This window comes from Streptomyces sp. NPDC059900 (genome assembly GCF_050270335.1).
Classification (GTDB): domain Bacteria; phylum Actinomycetota; class Actinomycetes; order Streptomycetales; family Streptomycetaceae; genus Streptomyces.
In genome coordinates, this window is sequence record NZ_JBNNJZ010000630.1 from 1 (window position 1) to 4418 (window position 4418).

At 72.4% G+C, this 4418-nt stretch carries 4 protein-coding genes; 2 read left to right on the forward strand and 2 right to left on the reverse strand.

The window, feature by feature from the left end; translation table 11 throughout:
• Nucleotides 1–2: 2 nt before the first annotated feature.
• Nucleotides 3–803, forward strand: a complete 801-nt coding sequence (locus ACQKIP_RS40755; RefSeq protein ID WP_427745328.1) for an IclR family transcriptional regulator — start codon at nt 3–5, stop codon at nt 801–803.
• Nucleotides 800–1846: a serine hydrolase domain-containing protein gene (locus ACQKIP_RS40760; protein ID WP_365865078.1), complete on the forward strand. Its 1047-nt coding sequence runs from the start codon at nt 800–802 to the stop codon at nt 1844–1846. Before ACQKIP_RS40755 ends, ACQKIP_RS40760 begins: the two co-directional genes overlap by 4 nt.
• A gap of 2 nt (nt 1847–1848) precedes the next feature.
• On the opposite strand, the gene ACQKIP_RS40765 is transcribed toward ACQKIP_RS40760, so the two are convergent.
• Together ACQKIP_RS40765 and ACQKIP_RS40770 are read right to left on the reverse strand one after the other, a co-directional pair.
• Nucleotides 1849–2220: a VOC family protein gene (locus ACQKIP_RS40765; protein ID WP_365865076.1), complete on the reverse strand. Its 372-nt coding sequence runs from the start codon at nt 2218–2220 to the stop codon at nt 1849–1851.
• 114 nt (nt 2221–2334) lie between these two features.
• Nucleotides 2335–4418: alpha-mannosidase (locus ACQKIP_RS40770; RefSeq protein ID WP_427745329.1), on the reverse strand; the 2084-nt coding region annotated here is incomplete at its 5' end.

Below are 4418 nucleotides of genomic sequence, written 5' to 3' on the forward strand. Positions count from 1 at the left end.
GGATCACCACCGCGGCCCACTCACAGGCCGGCGCCAAGGGCCCCGTCTACAAGGCCCTTGAGGTCCTCGACGCGCTCGTGCGCCCGGACGGCCCGCACCGGCTCGCGGACCTCGCGGCGTACACCGGGCTGCCCAAGCCCACGGTGCACCGCCTCCTCGGCACGCTCGCCGACAGCGGCTACGCGGTCGCGCTGCCGGGCGGCAGATACCGCGCGGGACCGCGGCTGCTCGGCCTCGCGGCGACCGCGCTCGCCGACAGCCCCGAACTGCGCCTGGCCAGGCCCGTCCTGGCGGATCTGCGGCTGCGTACGGGGCACGTGGCGCACTATTCGGTACGTGACGCGGACTCCGCCGTTCACCTGGCCCAGTCCGAGGCGGCGGACACCTACCGGCTCGCCGTGCGGGCCGGCGGCACGGTCCCGCTGCACTGCAGCGCCGCGGGCCTGGCGATCCTCTCCGCCCTGCCGGAGGAAGAGGCCGCGCAGATCCTCGGCACGGCGGCCCTTCCGGCCAGGACACCGCAGACGGTCACCGATCCGGCGGCCGTCCTCGCGGAGCTGGCCGCCGTCCGCGCACAGGGGTACGCACTGGACGACGAGTGCACCGAACCCGATGTACGGGGCGTGGCGGCGCCGGTCCTCGGGGCGGACGGCCGCCCGGTGGGCGCGGTGGGCATCGTCGGCCCGACGTTCACGCTCGACACGGAGAGCGTGGCTCTGTTCGGCCCCATGGTGCGCGCGGCTGCGGGCCTCATCTCCGCCTCGTCCTGCGGGAGTTCACTGCTGGGCCTGGTACGCGAATGAGCGCGCCCCGCGACCCCCGCGACCTGCTCGACGAGGCCCGGCGGCACAAGCTTTTCTCGGCCGCTGCCTGGTCCACCGGCACCGGTGACGACGTCCTCGACTCCGGACACCTGGGCACCCGCCGCTGGGGCGGCCCCGCGCTCGACGGCACCGAGCTGTGGGACCTGGCCTCGGTGACGAAGCCCGTGGTGGGCCTGGCGGTGCTCGCCCTGGCCGAGCGCGGCGCGCTGTCCCTCGCGGATCCGCTGGAGGAACTGCTGCCCGACTACCGCGGCACGGACAAGGCCCGCATCACGGTGGGCCAACTCCTCGCACACACCTCGGGCCTGCCGGGCAGTACGCCGCTCTACCGCGACCACCCGACCCGCCGGGAACTCCTCGACGGCGTGCGCGCGCTTCCCCTCGCGACGCGCCCCGGCACGGCGGTGTGGTACTCGTCGGCCGGTTTCATCCTGCTCGGCCTGCTCGCCGAGGCGGCGGGCGGACAGCCCCTGGACATCCTCGTCGCCCAACTGGTCGCCGAACCAATGGGGTTGACCGGGCTGACCTTCGCCCCGCACGGCGAGGCCCGGGCACACGCCGTATCGACGGAGGACTGCTCCTGGCGCGGGCACGTGGTGACGGGCGAGGTGCACGACGAGAACGCCGTCGTCCTCGGCGGCATCGCGGGCCATGCCGGACTGTTCGCCCCGCTCGCCGACCTCGAACGCCTGGGAGCGGCCCTGGTCAGGGGCGGCGACGGACTCCTGGGCCCGGCCGCCTTCTCGCAGATGACGAAGTGTCACACCGAAGGACTCAACCTGCGCCGCTGCCTGGGCTGGCAGGGGCAGGACCCGGTCGCCTCGCCGGTCGGCGGCGCGATGGGCCCCGATTCGTACGGCCACACGGGCTTCACCGGCACCAGCCTCTGGGTGGACCCGGCCGCCGGTCGCTTCCACGTCCTGCTCGCCAACCGGGTGCACCCGCGCCGCGACGGCAGACGCTTCCCGTCCGTCCGCCGCGCCTTCCACCACCGGGCGGCCCGCCTCAGCGCTGCCCCTTAGCCTCAGCCGACGAGGGTCTCCTTCGGACGGACCACGCAGAATTCGTTCCCCTCGGGGTCGGCAAGGACGGTCCACGACTCCGCGCCGCTCTGCCCGACCTCCGCCCTGCGGGCACCGAGCGCGAGCAGCCGCTCGATCTCGGCGTCCCGGTCCTGGGCCGGAGCCGTCAGATCGAAGTGCAGCCGGTTCTTGACGGCCTTGCGGTCCGTCACCGGCATGAAGCAGATCCCCACCGGCGCGTTCACATCGGGCCCGATCACGACCTCCCGCTCCCGCTCGGACAGAATCCGCCAGCCGAGCGCCTCGGCCCAGAACCGGGCCTGGGCGGGCAGATCATGGGCGTCGATGACGATGTGATGCAGCGAGACAGGCATGTCGGCCAGTGTGCCGGGTCCCTACGGGGGGGGTGCTATGACGCGGGCGCCGTACGGAGTTGTCGACAAGTCCGTACGGCGCCCGCGTCACCGCTGCTACTGCTCAGTCGGACATCACGCCCGCGTCAGCCGCAGCGTCACCAGCTCGAACGGCCGCAGCGTCAGCGCGAGGCCGTCGGCCGAGCGCTCCGGCGACGAGGTATCGGCGAGAGGACGCTCAAGGAGGTCCGTCGCCTCGACGGAGCCGACCGGGAAGCCCGCCGTCAGCGTGGCCTTCGCCCGGCCGCCGCGCGACTCGTGGAAGCGGACGACCACGTCACCGCTGCCGTCGTCGGCGAGCTTGACCGCGGTGACGACCACGGCGTCGTTGTCGACGGTCACCAGCGGAGTCACCTCGCCGCCACCCGTGAGCTGCCGCTCGGGCAGGTTGATCCGGTAGCCCTCCCGCACCGCGTCGCCGATCCCGGCGCCCGGCACCAGCGCGTGCCGGAAGCGGTGCACGCCCTGGTCCGTCTCGGGGTCGGGGAAGCGCGGGGCGCGCAGGAGCGAGGCGCGGACCGTCGTGGTCGTACCGGCGTCCGGCGCCCGCACCGTGCGCGTCACGTCATGGCCGTACGTCGAGTCGTTGACCAGGGCGACGCCCCAGCCCGGCTCCTCCATGTGCACGAAGCGGTGGTTGCACGCCTCGAACTTGGCGGCCTCCCAGCTCGTGTTGGTGTGCGTGGCCCGGTAGAAGTGGCCGAACTGCGTCTCCGACGCGTACCGCTCGGCGTGGATGTCCAGCGGGAAGGCCAGCTTCAGGAACTTCTCCGTCTCGTGCCAGTCGACCTCGGTGTCGATGTCCAGGCGCGTGGAGCCGGGCGCAAGGGAAAGCACCTGCGTGAGCCGCGAGTCGCCGAAGACCCGTACGACACGGACCGACGCGCCGTCCTCGCCCGCCGTGACCTCCTCGGCCTCCGTGAGGTCGGTGACCGTGTTGCGGTAGAACTCGTCGACGTCCCACGCGTCCCACATGTTCGGGAAGTCGGCGTGGATCTGCGGCAGGTTCGCCGCCTGACCGGGTGCGACGGTCTCCCGATCGGCCGCGATGTCGTACGCGGACACAACAAGACCGCGGGCGTCGATCTCGACCCGCAGCAGGCCGTTGTCGAGGACATATCCGCCCTCGGCGCGCGAGGCGATCGCCGACTGTCCTTCGACGGCGGCGGGGCGCGCGCCGCCCGCCGGGACGCCGTCTCGGATGTGCGGGGCGGAGTTGAAGACGAGGGCGGTGCCCGTGCCGCCGCCCTCCCCCGCGAGCGCGCGCTGCGCCGCGTCGATGATGCCGTTCAGCTCCTCGGCGACCTTCGCGTACGTCGCGCGCGCCTCGCGGTGCACCCAGGCGATGGACGAGCCGGGCAGGATGTCGTGGAACTGGTGGAGCAGGACCGTCTTCCAGATGCGGTCCAACTCCTCGTAGGGGTAAGAGAATTCAGGCGCGCGTACGGCCGCGGTGGCCGCCCACAGCTCGGCCTCCCTCAGCAGGTGCTCGCTGCGGCGGTTGCCCTGCTTGGTGCCCGCCTGGCTGGTGAGGGTGGCGCGGTGCAGCTCCAGGTACAGCTCGCCCACCCAGACGGGGGCGTTCGGGTACTCCGCCTCGGCCTTCTCGAAGAAGGCGGCGGGGGTCTCCCACTCGACGGTCGCCGAGCCTTCCAGGTCACGCAGGCGCCCCGCCTTCGCGATCATCTCGCGGGTGGTGCCGCCGCCTCCGTCGCCCCAGCCGGTCGGCGCCAGCGAGTGCCGGGCGACTCCCTTGTCCTTGAAGTTCTTCGCCGCGTGGGCGATCTCGCTGCCCTTCATCGAGCAGTTGTAGGTGTCGACGGGCGGGAAGTGCGTGAAGATGCGCGTGCCGTCGATGCCTTCCCAGTTGAAGGTGTGGTGCGGGAAGCGGTTGGTCTGCGACCAGGAGATCTTCTGCGTCAGCAGCCACTTGGAGCCCGCCGCCTTGATGATCTGCGGCAGCCCGGCCGCGAACCCGAAGGTGTCGGGCAGCCACGCCTCGTCGTTCTCGATGCCGAACTCGTCGAGGAAGAACCGCTTGCCGTGCACGAACTGCCGGGCCATCGCCTCGGAGCCCGGCATGTTCGTGTCCGACTCGACCCACATGCCGCCCGCGGGCACGAACCGCCCGTCGGCGACCGCCTTCTTGACCTTCGCCC